The organism is Hymenobacter sp. H14-R3, from assembly GCF_030063445.1.
Classification (GTDB): domain Bacteria; phylum Bacteroidota; class Bacteroidia; order Cytophagales; family Hymenobacteraceae; genus Hymenobacter.
The window spans coordinates 137831-155707 of sequence record NZ_JASITD010000002.1; the positions used below are offsets into that span (position 1 = coordinate 137831).

Annotated in this window: 16 protein-coding genes; 6 read left to right on the forward strand and 10 right to left on the reverse strand. The window is 62.6% G+C overall.

Going from position 1 to position 17877, the window contains the following annotated elements; genetic code table 11:
- Positions 1-74: 74 nt before the first annotated feature.
- The gene (locus QMK33_RS02615; protein WP_283562991.1) at positions 75-500 is read right to left on the reverse strand and encodes a hypothetical protein; all 426 of its coding nucleotides are present in this window, start codon (positions 498-500) and stop codon (positions 75-77) included.
- A gap of 1 nt (position 501) precedes the next feature.
- Positions 502-2010, reverse strand: a complete 1509-nt coding sequence (locus tag QMK33_RS02620) for a GH3 auxin-responsive promoter family protein (RefSeq protein ID WP_283562992.1) — start codon at positions 2008-2010, stop codon at positions 502-504.
- A gap of 225 nt (positions 2011-2235) precedes the next feature.
- Between QMK33_RS02620 and QMK33_RS02625 the strand changes: the two genes are divergently transcribed.
- From QMK33_RS02625 to QMK33_RS02635, 3 genes are all read left to right on the forward strand, one after another.
- The gene (locus QMK33_RS02625) at positions 2236-2667 is read left to right on the forward strand and encodes an OsmC family peroxiredoxin (protein WP_283562993.1); all 432 of its coding nucleotides are present in this window, start codon (positions 2236-2238) and stop codon (positions 2665-2667) included.
- 263 nt (positions 2668-2930) lie between these two features.
- Positions 2931-3422, forward strand: coding sequence for a hypothetical protein (locus QMK33_RS02630; RefSeq protein WP_283562994.1), 492 nt, complete (start codon positions 2931-2933; stop codon positions 3420-3422).
- Positions 3423-3543: 121 nt separating this feature from the next.
- Positions 3544-5280, forward strand: coding sequence for a phospho-sugar mutase (locus tag QMK33_RS02635; protein ID WP_283562995.1), 1737 nt, complete (start codon positions 3544-3546; stop codon positions 5278-5280).
- A gap of 136 nt (positions 5281-5416) precedes the next feature.
- Here the strand turns inward: QMK33_RS02635 and QMK33_RS02640 are convergent, their stop codons facing one another.
- Positions 5417-6223: an XRE family transcriptional regulator gene (locus QMK33_RS02640; protein WP_283562996.1), complete on the reverse strand. Its 807-nt coding sequence runs from the start codon at positions 6221-6223 to the stop codon at positions 5417-5419.
- Positions 6224-6443: 220 nt separating this feature from the next.
- Between QMK33_RS02640 and QMK33_RS02645 the strand changes: the two genes are divergently transcribed.
- Positions 6444-6821, forward strand: coding sequence for a hypothetical protein (locus QMK33_RS02645; RefSeq protein ID WP_283562997.1), 378 nt, complete (start codon positions 6444-6446; stop codon positions 6819-6821).
- A 65-nt stretch (positions 6822-6886) separates the two neighbouring features.
- Here the strand turns inward: QMK33_RS02645 and recQ are convergent, their stop codons facing one another.
- From recQ to QMK33_RS02660, 3 genes are all read right to left on the reverse strand, one after another.
- Complete coding sequence (gene recQ / locus QMK33_RS02650; RefSeq protein ID WP_283562998.1) at positions 6887-9151, reverse strand: DNA helicase RecQ; 2265 nt, start codon at positions 9149-9151, stop codon at positions 6887-6889.
- Positions 9152-9371: 220 nt separating this feature from the next.
- Complete coding sequence (locus QMK33_RS02655; RefSeq protein ID WP_283562999.1) at positions 9372-10532, reverse strand: alpha/beta hydrolase fold domain-containing protein; 1161 nt, start codon at positions 10530-10532, stop codon at positions 9372-9374.
- A 143-nt stretch (positions 10533-10675) separates the two neighbouring features.
- Positions 10676-11848, reverse strand: a complete 1173-nt coding sequence (locus tag QMK33_RS02660; protein WP_283563000.1) for a THUMP domain-containing class I SAM-dependent RNA methyltransferase — start codon at positions 11846-11848, stop codon at positions 10676-10678.
- A 296-nt stretch (positions 11849-12144) separates the two neighbouring features.
- Here QMK33_RS02660 and QMK33_RS02665 point away from each other — a divergent pair, with 296 nt between their 5' ends.
- Together QMK33_RS02665 and QMK33_RS02670 are read left to right on the forward strand one after the other, a co-directional pair.
- Positions 12145-12915 (forward strand): TIGR04283 family arsenosugar biosynthesis glycosyltransferase, encoded by a 771-nt coding sequence (locus tag QMK33_RS02665; RefSeq protein WP_283563001.1) that lies wholly within the window; start codon positions 12145-12147, stop codon positions 12913-12915.
- Positions 12916-13153: 238 nt separating this feature from the next.
- Positions 13154-13792 (forward strand): TIGR04282 family arsenosugar biosynthesis glycosyltransferase, encoded by a 639-nt coding sequence (locus QMK33_RS02670; RefSeq protein WP_283563002.1) that lies wholly within the window; start codon positions 13154-13156, stop codon positions 13790-13792.
- A 41-nt stretch (positions 13793-13833) separates the two neighbouring features.
- Here the strand turns inward: QMK33_RS02670 and QMK33_RS02675 are convergent, their stop codons facing one another.
- The 4 genes from QMK33_RS02675 to QMK33_RS02690 form a co-directional block, all read right to left on the reverse strand.
- On the reverse strand, positions 13834-15168 hold the full coding sequence (locus QMK33_RS02675; protein ID WP_283563003.1) for an MptA/MptB family glycosyltransferase: 1335 nt from the start codon (positions 15166-15168) through the stop codon (positions 13834-13836).
- A 348-nt stretch (positions 15169-15516) separates the two neighbouring features.
- Positions 15517-16236, reverse strand: coding sequence for a glycosyltransferase family 2 protein (locus QMK33_RS02680; RefSeq protein ID WP_283563004.1), 720 nt, complete (start codon positions 16234-16236; stop codon positions 15517-15519).
- 89 nt (positions 16237-16325) lie between these two features.
- Positions 16326-17378 carry an ArsO family NAD(P)H-dependent flavin-containing monooxygenase gene (locus QMK33_RS02685; protein ID WP_283563005.1) on the reverse strand — a complete coding sequence of 351 codons (1053 nt, stop codon included), beginning with the start codon at positions 17376-17378 and terminating at the stop codon, positions 16326-16328.
- A 7-nt stretch (positions 17379-17385) separates the two neighbouring features.
- Complete coding sequence (locus tag QMK33_RS02690) at positions 17386-17811, reverse strand: arsenate reductase ArsC (protein WP_283563006.1); 426 nt, start codon at positions 17809-17811, stop codon at positions 17386-17388.
- Positions 17812-17877: the final 66 nt, after the last annotated feature.

Here is a 17877-nt window from a genome sequence, read left to right on the forward strand (position 1 = left end):
TTGAAGCGCAGGTTTTCGCAGGGCTGGACGCACCATATTTCTACGAAAACCTGCGCGATTTTTTTTACCGTGAGTCACTTATTTTTTGTGAAATAATTGGCTAAGCCGCCCAACGCGGCCAAAGCACCCACTGTTGCTGCTAGCCATAGTACGTAGGACCATTCATAGTTTGGATGCAAGGCAGCCCGGTAGTAGAGAATCTCGTCGTAGCGCACCACTTCTATTTCGTCGCCGATTTCCAACAACCGCCCATTGCTTTCCGCATATTTGAGACGCTCAAACACCATTTCTCCCTCTGCACTTTTATACTCCACATAAGGATAATCCAGACAGTGCCAACTACCCGCAACCCGCACATAATCTTTGCGATAACTCCTGAATATAGCCCATGCATGGTAACCCGATTTTTCGATAGTATTGGCTGATTTTTTAGTGTACTGGTACCACCAGTACGCTAAACCAAGACAGACGGGCACGAACGTAAACACGCTAAAATTCATACTACCAGCTCGTTAAGCTGTTGTTTAACAACCCCTCCGCCAGCGTCCGGTCGTTGCCCAAACGCGGCACCTTATTCTGCCCGCCCAGCTTGCCCACGCTTTTCATATACCGCCGGAAAGCCCCAGCGGGCAGCTGAGTCAACTGCAAGCTGGTCAATATATTACCTTGACGCAAGTCGTCGTAATACGTATTGCGCTGGCGCAGGCTAGCATCCAGTGCGGCGGCGAAGCTGGCGGCATCGCGTGGGGGCTGGGCAAATTCTACCAGCCACTCGTGGCGCGAGGGCTGGGCTTTGTCCTCGCTCACGAGCGGGGCCACGGTGAATTCGGTGACCTCGGCTTCGGGGTGCTGGCGGATAGCTTCGCGCAGGGCAGCCTCTACTTCTTCGCCGATAACGTGCTCGCCGAAGGCCGAGAGGAAATGCTTGATGCGGCCCGTGACCACTACGCGGTGCGGATGCAAACTGACGAAGCGCACGGTGTCGCCGAGCGAGTAGGCCCACAGGCCGGCGTTGGAAGTGAGCACTACGGCGTACTGCTTATCCAGCTCGACTTCGGCGATGGTGAGGCGGGGCGGGGTCTCCTCGAAAAAGCGCTCGGCAGGCACAAACTCGAAGAAGATGCCACTGTCCAGGCGCAGTAGCAGACCGGGATTGCCGGGCTGGTCCTGAAACGCAAGGAAGCCTTCGGAGGCTGGGAAGAGCTCGATGCTATCTATTTGCCTACCAATGCTTTCTATTAGGCGGGCGCGGTAGGGCTCCATGCTCACGCCACCCGATACGAAGAGGTCGAACTGCGGAAACACCTCCCCCACCGGCCGGCCGGTGCGGGCCGTGAGGCGGTCGAAATACATCTGCACCCAGGGCGGAATGCCCGAGATGAGGGTCATATCCTGCCCCAGCGTTTCAGCCACGATGGCGTCGAGCTTGGTTTCCCAATCCTCGATGCAATTGGTGGCGTAGCTGGGCAGCTGGTTGCGGCGCAAGTAGCTTGGCACGTGGTGGTTGACGATACCCGAGAGCCGGCCCGTGGGGATGCCGCCCACCATTTCCAGCTCGGGCGAGCCGGACAGGAAAATCAGCTTACCATCGAGAAAGCGGGCGCGGCCGGTGGCGGCCACGTAGTGCAGCAGCGCGTCCTTGGCCCCGTTGATGTGGTTGCCAATGCTGGCCTGGGTAATGGGGATGTACTTGGCCCCGCTGGTGGTGCCGCTGGTTTTGGCCAGGTACAGCGGGCGGCCGGGCCACAGCACGTCGGCCTCGCCGGCCTTCATGCGGTCAAAATACGGCTTGAGGGCCTCGTAGTCGCGGATGGGCACGCGGGCGGCCAGGTCGGCGGGCGTGCGCACGGCGGCCAGGTCGTGGGCCCGGCCAAAGGCGGTGCTGGCAGCCGTGCGGGCCAACTCGCCCAGCAGGCGCCGCTGCGCGGCGGCGGGGTTGCGCTGCCACTGGCGGTAGCGGTGCAAGGTGTAGGCCGCCAGCGGGCGGCTCAAAGCGGCTTTAATTCCCATGACTGGCAAAAATAGACGGCACGCTAGTGGTTGGGGCGACTTTTCGCACGTAATAGCAGAGTACTGGCCAGCTATCGAAAAAATTTGGCCAGCAGGCAGCGTACTGAGCAGCTTATCCTGTTTAGCTTTGCGGGCACCGGACTTAAACAAAGCTTTCGCGCCTGCAAAGCTGCTGGCTTACGGCCGGTGAATGTTTTTTATTCTTTTCTTCTTTTCAAAACTCCCATGATTAATCAATTTGGCAAAGCCGAGTGGCAGGGTGACATCAAAGGCCACGGCACCATCACCACCAAAAGCGGGGTAGTGGACGCTACGTACTCTACCGGCTCGCGCTTTGAGGGCCAGAAAGGTACCAACCCCGAGGAGCTGATTGGCGCGGCCCACGCCGGCTGCTACACCATGTTTCTGACTAATATCCTGGGCCAGCACGGCCACACCGTAGAAAGCATCACCACGACCTCAACCGTGACGCTCGACCCCAGCCAGAACCCGCCCTTCATCACCAAAATCCACGTGAGCACCGAGGGCCACGTAACCGGTGGCAACATCACGCCCGAAGACTTCCAGAGGCACGCCGAGTTTGCCAAGGCCAACTGCCCGGTATCGAAGCTGCTGAGCGCGGTGCCCGAAATGACGCTCGAAGCCAAGCTGGCGTAGGGCGTCATTACCGCGGTTTGTTAAGTTGCTCTGGTCCGTTGGTGCAGCCGGCCTACCGGCTGACGCGGGCACCGTTCGGCCATCGTTCACGCGATAACTGGTCGGCTGGCTGCGCCATCGGACTGGAGCAACGACTTGAAGACTGCGTTAGGGCGTAATAATCAGGGAGGAATGGTTAGTGAGGAAGGGGCTTAATATCTTAACTAATAGAAGGTTAACTCATTGCTCACTAACCATTAACCATTACCCACTACTTTTGCCCCATGCCCACTGGTACTACCCGCATTCGCCTTCGCCCCGCCAACTCTTCGCGCCTCTCGTTTGGGGTGCAGGTTTCGCTGGCACTTTTTGCCATCGCCTACGCCGTTTTGATGCTGCGTAACTCGCCCGACACCCAGGATTTTTACTGGCTGAGCTACGTTTTCCTGGGCTTTTGCGTCGTGTACCTGGGCTTTATTCTGGTGCACAATGCGCCGATTTTCGGCACCCAAAGCTATTTCGAGTTTGCCCCCGGCTACCTGGTGCACAAGGCGGGCTTGTTTCGGGCCAAGCAGGTGTTTGCCGCCGAAAGCATGAGCCAGCTGGAGTTGCTGCCCCGCCAGCTGCGGGTGCGCCTCAAGGATGGCGACATTCACGTGCTCAACATGCGCGAGGTGAAGGGCACCCGCCGCCTGGCCGTACTGCGCGGCCAGCTCGAAGCCTTTGCCAAGCGCTACGGCGTGCAGCTACGCGAAGAAACTGCGGCGGGCCAGTAAGCCCGCGCCCGCGCCGCGGGCCTCAACTTCGGCCGCCACTCCCCGTAAGCATTACCCTATAAAGACGCCCCGTGGCGTCTTTACTTTTGTGCGACACCGCCTTTCCTAACTCCTACTTCCCATGCCCCTTGCCCCCGACGTTCAGCAGCGCATCAACACCTGGCTCACGCCCGCTTACGACGCTGCTACCCAGGCCGAAATCAAACAGCTCGTTGACACCCACCAGGACGACCAGCTCAACGACGCCTTCTACCGCTCGTTGGAATTTGGCACGGGCGGCCTGCGCGGCATCATGGGCGCGGGCTCGAACCGCATGAACCGCTACACGCTGGGCATGGCCACCCAGGGCCTCTGCAACTACCTGAAGCTGAGCTTCCCCAACCAGGAAATCAAGGTAGCTATCGCCCACGACTCGCGCAACAACTCGCGCCTGTTTGCCGAAACGGTGGCCAACATTTTTTCGGGCAACGGTATTACGGCCTATCTGTTTGATAGCCTGCGGCCTACGCCGGCGCTGTCGTTTGCCATCCGGTACCTGGGCTGCCAAAGCGGCTGCGTTATCACGGCTTCGCACAACCCCAAGGAGTACAACGGCTACAAGGTGTACTGGAACGATGGCTCGCAGGTGGTAGCCCCGCACGATAAGAATATTATTACGGAGGTGAACCGCATCACCAGCCCCGACGAAGTGAAATTTGAAGGCAACCCCAGCCTCATTCACCTCATTGGCAAGGAGGTGGACGATGCCTACCTGGCTGAAGTGAAGAAGCTGAGCATCAACCCCGCCGCCATTCAGCAGCAGCACGATTTGGGCATTGTGTACACGCCCATTCACGGCTCGGGCATTACGCTGGTGCCACCGGCCCTGGCCGAGTTTGGCTTCACCAACGTGAGCGTGGTAGCGGCCCAGGCCCAGCCCGATGGTAATTTTCCCACTGTGCAGTCGCCCAACCCCGAAGAGAAGCCGGCCATGCAAATGGCCCTCGACCAGGCCAAGGCACAGAACGCCGATATCGTACTCGCCACCGACCCCGACGCCGACCGCGTGGGCGTGGGCGTGAAAAACAACAAGGGCGAGTGGGTACTGCTCAACGGCAACCAGACGGCCGCGCTACTCACGCACTACATCTTATCGGCCCGGGCGCAAGCGGGCAAGGCCCAGCCCAACGACTTCATTGTGTACACCATCGTAACGAGCGAAATCCTGGGCGACATCGCCAGCCGCTACAACGTGAAGTCGTACCGCACGCTCACGGGTTTCAAATATATCGCCGGCCTCATCCGCGACTTGGCGGGTAAGGAGAATTACATCTGCGGTGGTGAGGAAAGCTACGGCTTCCTCATCGGCGATTTCGTGCGCGATAAAGATGCCGTAACGGCCTGCGCGCTGGTGGCCGAGATGGCCGCCGTAGCTAAAAACCAGGGCCGCACGCTCTACGAGGAGATGCAGAAAATGTACGCCGAATACGGCCTATACGTCGAAGACCTCATCTCGCTCACCAAAAAAGGCCAGCGCGGGGCCGAGGAAATTCAGGAGATGATGGTGGAGCTGCGCAAAAACCCACCCACCACGCTCAGCGGCTCGCCGGTAGTGGAAATTCGTGATTACCAGACCGGTAAGATTCACCACCTCACCACGAAGGTAGAGGAAAGCACCGGCGTGGAAAGCTCCAACGTGCTGCAATTCATCACGGCCGCCGGCGACAAAGTATCGGCCCGCCCCAGCGGCACCGAGCCCAAAATCAAGTTCTACTTCAGCGTGAAGGAGCCGCTGGCTTCCATCGCTGACTATGAGATGACGCACAAAAAAGGCGAGGCTAAAATCAAAAGCATTATAGAGGAAATGCAGTTGAAATAGCACAGCAGGCGCAAAAAATGCCTGTCATGCTGAGCTTGCGAAGCACCTTATTACGCCAGAACAAGTCGTTCAAACGTGATAAGGTGCTTCGCAAGCTCAGCATGACAGGCATTTTTTGCGCCTGCTGCTGGCGGCGTTACGCCCGCTGCAATTGCATCATCTTCACCTGCTGCGTGAGGTCGAGGACCATACTGGCCAGGTGCTCCAGCGACACGCCCCCGATGGGGAAGGCGCTGCTGATATAGCTCTTGGCTTCCCAGATTTCGAGCACGTCCTCCGCCTTCACGTCGTAGGGCGAGTACAGCGGGTTGTCCGATTGCAGGGCAAACATAGCGCTCTGCTTCAGCTTGTTATACACGCGCTTGAATACGATGCCATCCTTCTGGCTCACCACGATGCACGGGCTGCCATCCTTGATGGTAGCCCAGTCGTCGACGTAGCGGCCCACGATGGTGGTGCCGCTGACCAGCGGCAGCATAGAGTCGCCGGCGATTTCGAAGGCCCGAAACGTGCCGGTGCTCGTGAGCATGGGCAACCGAAAGCGGGGCAGCTCTTCAATAAATTCGCGGTCGGCGTAGCCGTTGAGGTAGCCGGCAGCGGCTTTCAGGGGTACCAGCTCGATGTTTTCGCGGTCGTCGGGGCCCACCGTGATGGCCAGGATGCGCAGGGGCTTGTCTTCGGGCAGGGTATCGTCGAGGGGGCCGGCTTCGCGCAGGGCGGCGGCCGTTTTGGCGTTCTTGCGCTTGGTAAAGTCGGTGGTAGCCAGCGAGTCAAGCGGAATATTGAAGAGCCGCGCCATGTTGACGAGCGTGGCCAGGCGCGGCTCGGCGCGGCCTTCTTCATACGCGCCCACCAAAGAGCGCTTAATGCCCAGCTTGTCAGCTAGTTGGGCTTGCGTCAGGCTCAGCTCGCGACGCCAGAACTTGAGGTTGGTATTAATCATAACGGTTAGGAAAGACAGGGGAAGAAAAACCCAACGCGGAGGGGGCGCGACGCACAATACTGGCAACACTGGCCGCAAGTTACTAATTCCATTAGACTTGCCAACGCTAACGGGGTGGGAATTGTTGAGACGATGCTAAAAATAGTGCAGCATACCCAGTATCACCATGTATAGCATGGCGCGAGTACTTTGCAACACCTTTCCACTTTGCCCTTGGCAGATGTTTAAACCCGCTACGCTCCGCATTTCTGCCATCATTGCCCTTGTGCTCTCAAGCTTAGGCTTGTTAATCAGCATATTAGCCACGTTTGTGCAGCCAGGCGTGGCCCTCTCCATAGTATCCTGGGCCTTGCTGCTGTGGGCCGCTTACCTGGGTTTTCGGCTCACTGCCTACAAGCTGTATGAGGACGAATACAAGAAGGTAGGACTGCGTATCTATGCCATCATCGTGGCTTTTATCGCCTTTTTATTCGTGGGTGTGACCGTAGGGCTCGTGCTGGCCGTGGTACTGCTTGGCGCGCTGTGGGGCTTGAAAAAAAACTACGACGAGTGGCAGCACTCCCACCCGGCCGAGGATACGGAGGCTGATACGCTGTAGCACAGCTCACTGCTACCGCCCGCGCTGCGCCCGGATGCCGTTGGGTGGCCTACTTGGGTAGCCCCTTAGCCCTGCCGCCCACGCTGCGCCCGAATGCCCGCCAGCCGCAGCTGGAAGTAGTCGTACTTTTCGCGCAGGTGGTCAAACAGGTCACGCAGGGCGGGCGCGCCGCCGAGCTGGGCGCGGGCCGCCGCAATTTCAGCCAATTGTGAATCGGAGAGGAAATCCTGCATGCGCAGGTCGAGGCCTTTGGTATAGGCGCGCTCCAGGTGGCTTTTCACGGTGCTGAGGGCCAGGTTGCGCTGCTCGGCAATCTGCTCAGGCTTAAGACCTTGGCGGTGCAGCTGGAAGGTTTGGTCCTCGCTGTCGTTTACGTCGCGGTCGGTCTTTTTCTGGGCCGCCGCGCGGGGGCCGGGCGTGTAGTCGTCCTCGCTGAAGGGCGGCACGTTGAGCGAGTCATCTATGGCATCGGGCACGGCGCGGGGCGGGCCGTGCTGCAAAATGGCTTCGATAAACGCCTCGCCGTAGGTTTCAAATTTCTTCATGCCTACGCCCGATACCGAGAGCATGGCGATGCGGCTGGTGGGCTGCTCGCGCGCCATTTCTTGCAGCGTGGTATCGGTAAATACCACGTAGGGCGGCACGCCCTGCTCGTCGGCAATTTGCTTGCGCAGCTGGCGCAGGCGCTCGAATAGCCGGGCCTCGGGGGTGCCGGCGCCGGCCGCGGCGGCATCGGCGGCGGCTTTTTTAGTGGCGCGGGTTTGCTTATCAGCCTTCTCAGCCACCTGGAATTTTTTGAGTGATACGGGCAACTGGCCCTTCAGCACCTGCTGGCCGCGCTCGGTTATTTTGAGGGCGTAGCCTTCCTCGTAGGCGATGTAAAAGAGGCCGTCGTTCAGCATCTGGTGCACGTAGCTGTACCAGTCGAGGTAGGGCAGGTCCTGGCCCGCGCCGTAGGTTTTGAGCTGGTCGTAGCCGCCTTGCAGCACGGCCTGGTTGCGCATACCGCGCAGAATATCAATGAGTAAGTTGATGGCCACGCGCTGCTGGGCGCGGGTGCTGGCCGAGAGCGCCTTCTGGGCCAGCAGGGTGCCGTCGAAGGTGGTGGGCGGGTTGCGGCAGATGTCGCAGTTGCCGCAGTCGTGGCCCAGGTCTTCCGAGAAATAGTGCAGCAAAATGCGGCGGCGGCAGCTGGCGGCCTCGGCAAACTGCTGCATGCGCTCCAGCTTGGCGGTGTTGAGCTGAGCCTGGCGCTGGGGCACGTCCTTGGTCACCATGTCGCGCATCGACATCACGTCGGCGAAGCTGTAGAAGAGCAGCGCGGTGGCATCAGTGCCGTCGCGGCCGGCGCGGCCGATTTCCTGGTAGTAGCCCTCGATATTTTTGGGCAGGTTGTAGTGCATCACCCAGCGCACGTTGCTCTTGTCGATGCCCATGCCGAAGGCGATGGTGGCCACAATGACCTGCATATCGTCCTGCAAAAACTTCTCCTGGGCCTCGGCGCGCTGGTTAGGCGTCATGCCGGCGTGGTAGTAGCCGGCCTTAATCCCCTTTTGCTGAAGCTTTTGGGCCACCGTTTCGCAGCTCTTGCGCGAGAGGCAGTAGATGATGCCCGCATCGTTGGGGTGGCGGCCAATGAAGTCCAGAATCTGCCCGATGCGGTCCTGGCCGGGGCGCACCACGAGGTTGATATTGGGCCGGTCGAAGCTGGACAGGAACACCTGGGGCTCGTGCAGGTTGAGCTGCGTTTTGATGTCGCGCTGCGTGAGGCGGTCGGCCGTGGCCGTAAGCGCGATGATGGGCACGCTGGGAAACTGCTGCCGCAGCGCGCCCAGCTGCGTGTACTCGGGCCGGAAATCGTGGCCCCAGCTCGAAATACAGTGCGCCTCGTCAATGGCAAACATGCTAACGTTGAGCCGCGTAAGAAACTGCATAAAGCCATCGCTCAGCAGCTTTTCGGGGCTCACGTAGAGCAGCTTGAGGTGGCCGCTGAGGGCGGCGCGCGAGATGTCGCTGGCCTCGCTCTGGCCCACGCTGCTGTTGATGTAGGCAGCCACTATGCCGTTGGCTTTCAGGGCCTCTACCTGGTCCTTCATAAGCGCAATGAGCGGCGAAACCACCACGCACACGCCCTCCGATACCACGGCCGGAATCTGAAAGCAGACCGACTTGCCACCGCCGGTGGGCATGAGCACCACGGTATCCTGGCCACCCAGAATGCTCTGGATGATATCGCCCTGCATGGGCCGGAAATTATCGTAGCCGTAGTAGCGCTTGAGTGCCTGGCGGGCGGCGGTAAGGGAAACGGCGGGGGCGGTGGTAGCGGGCATAAGGCACTTCGGTCGAAAGATTAAAATAACAATCGGCCACACGAAGTTCCAAAGAATTTAGCCAACCTCACCAGGCGGCCCCAACCAGCCGCGCCCGGCCAGGTACCACGCCGTTGCTAAACCGCTGGCAGAGGCCTTGCTAGTTGCTGAAAAACGTGGGCCATAAAAAAACGGCACCCGCTGGGGTGCCGTTTTTAGTAACAAACTTGCTAAGGTTAGCTTACTTGCCCAGCGCATTTTTTAGTTCGCCGCTGGCCAGCGCCTGGGCTTCTTTGGCCTCGGGCACCACGGCGGCCATGCCGAAGAACTCGTGCGTTACCCCGGCGTAGTTCTGGTACTTCACGGCTACGCCGGCTTTTTGTAGGTTGTCGGCCAGCATTTTGCCCTCACTCATCAGGGGGTCGTACTGGTCGGTGATGAGGGTGGTGGGCGGCAGGCCTTTCAGGTTGGCGTGCACGAGGTCGATAAGCGGGTTCTTACCATCGGCGGGGGTACGCAGGTAGTACTGGAAGAACCAGGCCATCAGGTCTTTATTGAGCGGCTTGGTCTGCGTATTGGCCAGGTACGAGGGCGTGTTCAGGTCGTAGCCCGCGATGGGGTACACGAGCAGCTGGTGCTTGGGCAGGGCCACTTTTTTATCGCGGGCCATCAGGCTCACGGCGCAGGCCAGGTTACCGCCGGCGCTCTCGCCGGCCACGGCTACGCGGGCGGGGTCGCCCCTGAAGCCGGCGGCGTTTTTGAGCGTCCACTGGTAGGCGGCGAAGCTGTCGTTGTGGGCGGTCGGAAATTTATTCTCCGGCCCCTGGCGGTAGGCCACCGACACAACGATGGCACCCGTCTGCTCGACGAGGGCGCGCACCGACGGGTCATAGGTGTCGAGATTGGCAATTACCCAGCCGCCGCCGTGGTAGTACACGATAACCGGCAGCGGGCCCGTGGCACCCTTGGGCGTGTAGATGCGCACCTTCACGCCGGGCATTACCACGCGGCTCATGGTGTCGGCGGTGGCGGGCGGCGTGGGGATGCTGAATTTCTGCATTGTGGCCATGGCCGCGTCGGTGGCGCTGGGGGCCTTGCGGGCCTCCTGGGGCGTCAGCTTGGCCATGGGCGTGGGGCCACTCAGGGCAGTGAGCTGCTCGATAACGGCTTGCATCTCGGGGTGCAGGCCGGTGCCCCAGGCGGGCGCGGGGGCGCTGGGCTTCACGGCCATGGGCTGGCTGGTGGCGGCGCTATCGGCGGGGGCGGGGGCGGTAGCCGGGTCGCTGGTGGCAGTGACCGAGGAAGTTCCGGTGGTTTGGCTGCTGCTGCAAGCGGCCAGCAGACCCAGGGCCGCTACCGGCGCGGCCCAGCGCGCCGAAGCGCTTTTCCAGAATTGAAACATGAGAAGAAAAAATGTACCTGTATGAAGGACGCTCTTACGGCATATCTCCCCAAAAAGCTACAAGGGAGCTGAAAATAAGCCAATTACTGACTGACTTTCAGCTCCCTATTTTTACTGGATGCTCCGTTTACCCTGGCGCTGGCCTACGCTTCGTCGGCCGCCGGGGCGGGGGCGCGACGCGAACCCCGATACAGCTCATACTTCAGCAGGCGGCAGTCAATCGGGCCGTTGAAGAGCGGGATGCGGCGCGATACCTTCAGGCCAATGGCCTTGGCAGCCTCCAGGTTGCCGGTGAAAATGAAGGCCTCGTAGCCCTGAAAATTCGTCTTCAGCGCGTCGCCAATAGTTTTGTAGAGCGCGTCCATCTGGGCCTCCTCCCCTATCCGCTCGCCGTAGGGCGGGTTGGTGATGACGAGGCCGGGCTCCTGGCCCTGCGGCGGCTGGGCATCGCGCACGTCGCGCACGCTCAGGCGGATGCACTCATCGAGGCCGGCGGCTTCGATGTTCTGGGCGGCCTGGTCAATCACGCGGGGGTCGAGGTCGGAGCCGGCCAGGTAGGCCTGCGGCTCCTCCATGCGCTGGGCCTTGGCCTCTTCGCGCAGCTGCTGCCACAAGTCGGCGTCGAAGTCGGCCCAGTTTTCAAAGCCAAATTTACCCTGATGAAACAGGCCGGGCGCGATGCGCTGGGCAATGAGGCCGGCCTCGGTGAGGATGGTGGCCGAGCCGCACATGGGGTCGATGAGCGGGCTTTTCTGGTCCCAGCCGCTGAGCAGGATGAGGCCGGCGGCCAGCACCTCATTAAGCGGGGCATCGTTGGTGGCCTGGCGGTAGCCGCGGCGGTGCAGCGAGTCGCCGGCCGCGTCGAGGCTCAAAATGACGTCGTTTTCGAGCATGCGCAGGTGAATGCGGATGTCGGGGTTGCGGGTGTCGATGCTGGGGCGCTCGCCGGTGCGGGCCCGAAACTGGTCCACAATGGCGTCTTTGGTGAGCTGGGCCACGTAGAGCGAGTGCTCGAAGCTCGACTTGTTGACCACGGCCGTGATGGCAAATGTTTGGCCGGGGCCGATGAAGCGGCTCCAGTCAATCTCGCCCACCTGGTCGTAGAGCGCCTGCTCGTCGCGGGCATAAAAATCGGCGAAGGGGCGCAGCAGGCGCATGGCCGTGCGGCTCCAGAGAATGGTGTTGTAGAGGAGCTTTTTGTCGCCGCTAAACTCGACGGCGCGGCTGCCCACGTATTCGATGGTGGCGCCAAGCTGGCGCAGTTCGTCTACCAGGACTTCTTCGAGGCCAAACTGGGTGGTGGCGGTAAGGTGCATGGCGCAAAGGTCGGGCCTGGCGCGCGCGCTACCTACCAAGTAGCAGCGGCGGCTACCTTGCAGCCCGCAAAACCACCGTTTCTCAGCCTCAATCTCCCGCGGGAAGCATTTGAGGAAGAAATTTGAAACCGAAAAAAGCGATGTGATGGGCCAGCAAGGAAGTAGCAGAAACCCTACGCAATTGGGGGCGAGGTAGCTGGCCGGCCCCGCACTGTTTGGCCGGTTGGCACAACGCCCGCCGCGCCCCGGCGTACCTACTGGCCCAGGCGGGCCGCCGTTGTTCCGTTGTGGGTGCTATGCGTATGCTTTTTTCGACGGGGCCGGCCAGTAGTGCGTTGGCTCCCCATTACCCGCCGGGCGCTGAGCTGAGCTTCAGCATCATCATTCCCACCTACAACGAAGCGGAGGCCATTGTGGCCTTGCTGGCCTACCTGCGCCAGGCCACGGCCGGCGAGCCCGCGCCGGAGGTGCTGGTGGTAGACGGGGGCAGCACCGACGCTACCGTGCAGCTGGCCCGGCAGGCCGGGGCTACCGTGCTGGCCAGCCCACGCAAGGGCCGCGCCGCCCAGCTCAACCACGGCGCGCAGCAGGCGCGGGGCGAGATGCTGTATTTCCTGCACGCCGACTCCTACCCGCCGCCCGGCTTCCTGGCCGAAGTGCGGCAGGCCGTGGGGCAGGGCTATGGGGCGGGCTGCTACCGGCTGGCCTTCGACCACCAGCACTGGTTTCTGCGCTTTAGCGCCTGGTGCACCCGGTTGCCCTTCACGGCCGTACGCTTCGGCGACCAAAGTCTGTGGGTGCGCCGCGGCCTGTTTGGCCACATCGGGGGCTACCGCGAAGACCTGCTGGTGATGGAAGACCAGGAAATTGTGGGCCGCCTGCGGGCCCAGGCTCCGTTTCGGCTGCTGCCCCGCGCGGTCACCACCTCGGCGCGTAAGTACCTGGTTAACGGGGTGTTTCGATTGCAAGGCATTTTTACGCTTATCGTGGTGCTCTACCGCTTGGGCGTATCGCAGCGCCGCCTGGTGCAGCTCTACCGCCGGCTCATCCGGCAGGGTAAGTTATAGGAATGCAGGGTAAGCTTCAGCTCGCCTGTAATGGCCGTCGCGCATCTGGTAGGAATTAAAAATGATGAGTTAAAAACTTGATAATTAGATTTTTAACTTATATGTTTTAATTTTCAATTATCTATGCACAAGCTCTTAAACTGCGCTAGCTGCCCGGTTGTGGTAGTGGCAAGCTGAAGCTTACCCTACACTTGGGTGTAGCTTGCCGCCCTTATTTTTCAAGTAAAAACCGCTTCCTATGCCCCCTCCTACCCTGCCTGCCTGCCACTTATTGATATTTGCCCGCGAGCCGGTGTTGGGCCGCGTCAAAACCCGGCTGGCGGCGGGTATTGGGGAGGCGGCGGCGCTCGCCGTGTACCGCGAGCTGCTGGCCCTGACGGCGGCGGCCGTGGCGGTGGCGCAGGTGCCCGCCACCGTTTGGCTGGCGGAAGCGCCGGCCGAGGGCGACCCCACCCAGCCCCGGCCCGAGTGGCCCGGCCTGCCCTGGCGCGTGCAGCCGGCCGCCGGCTCGCTCGGGGCGCGTATGGCGCAGGCCTTTAGCGAAGCCTTCGCGGCGGGCGCGGGCCGGGTGGTTGTTATCGGCACCGATTGCCCCGGCCTGAGCACGGAGCTGCTGCGACAGGCTTTCGACCAGCTACTAAGCCACGACCTGGTGGCAGGCCCGGCCGACGACGGCGGCTACTACCTGCTGGGTATGAATAAGTTGGAGGCCGAGCTATTCGCCAACAAAGACTGGAGCACTGCCACCGTGCTGCCCGATACCCTGGCCGACGCCGCCCGCCTGGGCCTACGCGTGGCCCAGCTGCCCACGCTGCACGACGTAGACTCGGCCCAGGACCTGGCTACCTGGCGAAGGAGTGAGTTGATGAAGGAGTGAGTGAATTGCGGTCACCATAATGCGCCCTTGAACATATCAATTCACTCCTTCACCATCTCACTATTCACCCATTCCCAGGCGGCCCAGGCGAGCACGATGCCATATTCGAGGGTGAGCAACAGACCGCTTTCGGTGTATGCGGTGGTGCGGTAGGCCGCATAGGACAGTATTGCCAGCCCGCCCCACACCCGCGCGTAGCGTAGGGGCGAGAAGCAGCTGAGCGCCACCAGCGGCACCAGGTACCAGGGGTGCACAATGGTGGCCAGCGCGAAGTAGCCGCTGAGCGTGAGCAGCAGCAGTTGCGGCACCGCCGCCAGCCGAGGCCGGCCCGCTCGCCGCGCCAGCCCAAAAGCCAGGTACGCCGCGCCCAGCCCCAGTAGCGGCCCCAGCCCCCCCACCAAGTCAACGCCCGTCAGCCATTTACCCAGGCCCAGCAGCAGGTAGAATATGCTGGCATTGAACTCGAAGCTCTGGAAGTATAAGTCGAGGCTGAGGCCGATGTGCAGCAGCAAACTCCACGACAGGTAGGGCAAAAACAGGAGCCCCAGGCTGCCCGCCAGCACGCCCAGAAACCACCGGAAGCGCCGCCGCCCCAGCTGCCGGGCCAGCAGCGGCAGGGCCAGCAGCGGCAGCAGCTTGCTGGCCACCGCCAGGGCCAGCGCGCCGGCCGCCAGCCGGGTGCGGCGGCGCACTAGCAGGGCGCCCGTTAGCAGCAAAAAGGCTACTACCACGCCCTCCATGTGCACGTTGCCGGCCACTTCTACCACTACCAGCGGGTGCAGCAGGTAGGCCAGGGCGCGGCGGGCGGGCCAGCCCGCCAGGGGCAACAGCCAGATTAGCAGGGCTGCCGCGCCCGCATCGGCCAGCAGCAGGGCCAGGCGCACCACCACCAGAAAGCCGGTTTCGGAGGTTGGAAACACCGCGGCGGCCACCTGGTACAGGCCCTGGGCCACGGGCGGATACACCGAGAAATAAGTGGGCGAGTTGAGGTGCGGCAGCAGGCGGCGCAGCTCGCCCAGGGGCAGGGCGGCCGAGTCGGTGGGCGGGTGCTGGAGCAGCTGCCGGGGCGTTTCGGCAAAGGGGCTATGGCCGTGGCTGGCCAGCAGGCCATCCCAGCGGAAGCGGTAAAAATCGTCGCTCAGCGCCGGGGTGGCGGGCAGCCACAGCAGCCGAAACACCAGCGCCGCGCCCAGCCCCCAGCGTAGCGGCAGCCGCGTGTGCAGCAGCCACGCGTAGGCCGCGCCCGCCACCGCAAAGAGCAGTACCAGCTGCCCAAAATGCGCCCGCGGCGTGGCGTAGGCCAGGCCCCAGTAGGCTGCGCCCGTGAGCAGCAGCGCCAGCAGCTGGCTGAGGCGAAGCAGAATAGAGAGGGACAATGTTCGTAAAAAACTAAAAGCAAAGCTATTGACGCCTACTCCGGTCCGCCGGCTTTTTCAGCCGGCCGACCAGTTTTCGTTGCCAACCAGTCGTAGATTAATGCTGCTGTTACGCAGTGAGGTGTAGCGCGGACTTTGTAGTCCGCGGTCCCGCACCAATGGGTTAGCTTTCCCGGCGCAGGGCTGCGGACTACAAAGTCCGCGCTACACCTCACTGCGTCACCTCATTTAAGGCACTGCTTATCAGTAGGTTACTAACTGATTTTCGTTTCTATAGATTAATAGAGCGCGGCTGCTAACAACGACAACCGGCCCGCCGGCTGAAAAAGCCGGCGGGCCGGACCGGTACTACCAGTACTTGAAAATCGTCCACAAAATCTTGTAGCCGGCCCCAATGGTGCCGCGCACCGTGCCCGACACCTTGCTCACGCCGATGCGGCGGCGGTAGCGCACGGGCACCTCGACCACGCGCAGGCCCAGGCGGGCGGCTTTCACCTGCATTTCTACCGTCCAGCCGTAGTTGGTATCCACCATGCCGATGCGGGCCAGCGCGTCGGCCCGTACGGCGCGGAAGGGGCCCAGGTCGGTGTGGGTGCCGCCGTAGCGCAGGCGCAATAACCAGGCGGCCAGCCAGTTGCCGAAGCGCTGCTGGGGTAGCAGGGCACCACGCTCGCGCTGGCCCAGCGCCCGCGAGCCGATAACCAACTCGGCCCCGCCGCTAAGGATGGGGGCCAGCAGGGCGGGCATTTCCTCGGGAAAATCGGAATGGTCGCCGTCCAGAAACACGATGATTTCCGGGGTTTGGGCGGCGGGCTGGGCGGCGTAGTAGGCCAGCCCGGCCAGGCAGGCCTGGCCGTAGCCGGGGCGCGGCTCGGCTACTACGGTGGCCCCGGCGGCGCGGGCGGCGGCGGCGGTGGTATCGGTCGAGGCATTGTCTACCACCACTACTTCCTGCACCAGGCCGGTGGGTATCTCACTCAGTACCAATGCGATGGATTTCTCCTCGTTGTGGGCCGGAATGAGCACGGCAATGCGGGGCGGGGCGGCAGTCAAGGGCAAGTGGGACACGGGGGGAGCCACAAAGAAAGCGGGTGGCGCGCCGGGGCGGGGGCCGGCGCACCGCGCTTGCTTCTCAAAAGCATTTATCCAACAACTACTTAGCCCAAAAAATCCTTAATTTCTACCACCGTGGCGCGGGCCGAGCGGCCCACCCCAATGAGCGTGGCCGAGGCAAAGCCCGTCCAGCTGCCGTAGCCCACCAGCCAAAGCCCCGGCAGCGCCAGGGCGCGGGTGCCGGCCGTGGCCACGCGCCCATCGGGCCCCACCAGCCCGAGCCCGCCCAAAAAGCCCAGCGCCGGCCGGAAGCCCGTGCACCAGATAACGGCGTCGAACGCTTCGGACCGGCCATCGGGCCACACCACGCCGGTGGCGGTGAAGCGCGCCGGCGGGCGCACGCTGTGCAGCACACCGCGCGCACGGGCCGCCCGCACCTCGGGCACCATCACTACGTCGCCGAGGCTGGGGGGCGGGCTGGCCGCGGGGCCGGCCTGGTAGCGCTGGGTGGCCTGGGCGAAAAGCACGCGCCCATCCACCTCATCGGGTAGCAGGCGCGGGGGGCGCTCGGTGGCCCAGGTGGTGCGGGCCACCCGCGACACGTCGGCCAAAATCTGGGCCCCCGAGTTGCCGCCGCCCACCACCAGCACGCGCTGCCCGGCAAAGGCCGCCGCCCGGCGGTAGTGCGCCGAGTGCAGCTGCTCGCCGCCGAACAGCGCCCGGCCATCGTACTCAGGGATAAAGGGCTGGCCCCACGAGCCGGTGGCCGCCACCACGGCCCGCGCCTGCCAGTTGCCCTGGTCGGTAGCCACCACGAAGCCGGCCCCGGCGCGCGCCACCGCCGCCACGCGCACCGGCCGGTGCACGGGCAGCGCGTAGCGGCGCTCGTAGTCAGTGAGATACGCTGCCACCGCGTCGCGGGGCGGGAACTCGGGGCCGCCGGGGGCCGGGCGGGGCATGGGCCAGCCGGGCAGCGAGTTGGCCTCGGCCGGTGAAAACAGGTGCAGCGCATCCCAGCCGTGGGGCCACGCGCCGCCGGGCCGCGGCTGGTCGTCGAGCAGGGCAAACGAGTAGCCCGCCCGGCGCAGGTAGTAGCCCACGGCCAGCCCGCTTTGCCCCGCGCCAATTACCACTATATCAACTGTTTGCAAATCCATGAAATAGCTAGTTGGCCCCGAAGTGCGCCTGCGCAAAGTTGTGGGCGTAGGCCTTCACCTCGTCGCGCACGGCCCGAAACTGCTGCATAATCTCGTCGTCGGTGCCGGTGGCTTTGGCGGGGTCGGGGAAGTTGTGGTGCAGCTTTTGAGCCGGCGAGGGCAACACTGGGCAGGCCTCGTGGGCGTGGTCGCACACCGTGAGTACGTAGGCGAACGGCACGGCGGCGTACTCGGCCACGTGGTTGCTGGTGTGGTGGCTAATGTCCACGCCGTCTTCGGCCATCACGCGCACGGCGCGGGGGTTGAGGCCGTGGGTTTCGATGCCCGCCGAATACACGGTGGCGCGGTTGCCCAGCGCTTGCTGGAGGTAGCCTTGCAGCAGCTGGCTGCGGCACGAGTTGCCGGTGCACAGCACCAAGATGTCATGTTTCATAACCTATTGTCAATCTGTAAGTTAAGTAGATGCAAAGCGCCTGTCCCGGTCGGCCGGCGGAGCCGG

Coding starts and splice junctions, on each gene's coding strand:
- QMK33_RS02630 (WP_283562994.1), top strand. CDS start 2,931: ATGCCCACTGGTACTACCCGCATTCGCCTTCGCCCCGCCAACTCTTCG.
- QMK33_RS02635 (WP_283562995.1), top strand. CDS start 3,544: ATGCCCCTTGCCCCCGACGTTCAGCAGCGCATCAACACCTGGCTCACG.
- QMK33_RS02655 (WP_283562999.1), bottom strand. CDS start 10,532: ATGTTTCAATTCTGGAAAAGCGCTTCGGCGCGCTGGGCCGCGCCGGTA.
- QMK33_RS02615 (WP_283562991.1), bottom strand. CDS start 500: ATGAATTTTAGCGTGTTTACGTTCGTGCCCGTCTGTCTTGGTTTAGCG.
- QMK33_RS02640 (WP_283562996.1), bottom strand. CDS start 6,223: ATGATTAATACCAACCTCAAGTTCTGGCGTCGCGAGCTGAGCCTGACG.
- QMK33_RS02625 (WP_283562993.1), top strand. CDS start 2,236: ATGATTAATCAATTTGGCAAAGCCGAGTGGCAGGGTGACATCAAAGGC.
- QMK33_RS02660 (WP_283563000.1), bottom strand. CDS start 11,848: ATGCACCTTACCGCCACCACCCAGTTTGGCCTCGAAGAAGTCCTGGTA.
- QMK33_RS02690 (WP_283563006.1), bottom strand. CDS start 17,811: ATGAAACATGACATCTTGGTGCTGTGCACCGGCAACTCGTGCCGCAGC.
- QMK33_RS02685 (WP_283563005.1), bottom strand. CDS start 17,378: ATGGATTTGCAAACAGTTGATATAGTGGTAATTGGCGCGGGGCAAAGC.
- QMK33_RS02665 (WP_283563001.1), top strand. CDS start 12,145: ATGCGTATGCTTTTTTCGACGGGGCCGGCCAGTAGTGCGTTGGCTCCC.
- QMK33_RS02620 (WP_283562992.1), bottom strand. CDS start 2,010: ATGGGAATTAAAGCCGCTTTGAGCCGCCCGCTGGCGGCCTACACCTTG.
- recQ (WP_283562998.1), bottom strand. CDS start 9,151: ATGCCCGCTACCACCGCCCCCGCCGTTTCCCTTACCGCCGCCCGCCAG.
- QMK33_RS02645 (WP_283562997.1), top strand. CDS start 6,444: ATGTTTAAACCCGCTACGCTCCGCATTTCTGCCATCATTGCCCTTGTG.
- QMK33_RS02670 (WP_283563002.1), top strand. CDS start 13,154: ATGCCCCCTCCTACCCTGCCTGCCTGCCACTTATTGATATTTGCCCGC.